We start from the raw sequence: 821 nt of genomic DNA on the forward strand, positions 1-821 counted from the left end.
GACGATCGCGAAGCGCCTGTACAGGCTGGCACTGGATTTGCGTGTGATCGACAACGGCCCCGGCATTCCCGACGACATCCGCGACCGGATCTTCTATCCGCTCGTATCCGGCCGCGACGACGGCAGCGGGCTCGGGCTCACGCTCGCGCAGACCTTCATCCAGCAGCACGACGGGATGATCGAAGTGGACAGCCGGCCGGGCCGGACCGAATTTCAGATTTTGCTGCCGCTCGACCATTGAGCGGCGGCGCAGCGAATCTCCATACCTCGGACCGACTATGAAGCCGATCTGGATAGTAGACGACGACCAATCGATCCGCTGGGTGCTCGAGAAGGCGCTCGCGCGCGAGAGCTTCGCGACGCGGAGCTTCGCGAACGTGCGCGACGCGCTCGCCGCGCTCGACCAGGAAACGCCGCAGGTGCTCGTGTCCGACATCCGGATGCCGGGCGGCTCGGGGCTCGAGCTGTTGCAGGCGATGCACGACCGGCTGCCGGGGCTGCCCGTCATCATCATGACGGCGTTCTCGGATCTGGACAGCGCGGTGGCGGCGTTTCAGGGCGGCGCGTTCGAATATCTCGCGAAGCCGTTCGACGTCGACAAGGCGGTCGAGCTGATCCGGCGCGCGGTCGAAGAGAGCCTGCGCGGCGGCGTGCCCGACGACGACAAGCTCGCCGAGGCGCCCGAGATGCTCGGCCAGGCGCCCGCGATGCAGGACATGTTCCGCGCGATCGGCCGGCTGTCGCATTCGGCCGCGACGGTGCTGATCACGGGCGAATCGGGCACCGGCAAGGAGCTCGTCGCGCGCGCGCTGCACCGGCAC

At 68.0% G+C, this 821-nt stretch carries 2 protein-coding genes; both read left to right on the top strand.

Translation table 11 applies throughout. The features are described from left to right. A partial coding sequence (locus tag J5M67_RS27245; RefSeq protein WP_243434911.1) for an ATP-binding protein occupies positions 1–241 on the top strand: 241 nt, incomplete at its 5' end. Between the two features lie 37 nt (positions 242–278). Then, positions 279–821: response regulator (locus tag J5M67_RS27250; RefSeq protein ID WP_207888519.1), on the top strand; the 543-nt coding region annotated here is incomplete at its 3' end.

Origin of the sequence: Pseudomonas sp. 30_B, from assembly GCF_017491605.1 — a bacterium.
Lineage (GTDB): Bacteria > Pseudomonadota > Gammaproteobacteria > Pseudomonadales > Pseudomonadaceae > Pseudomonas.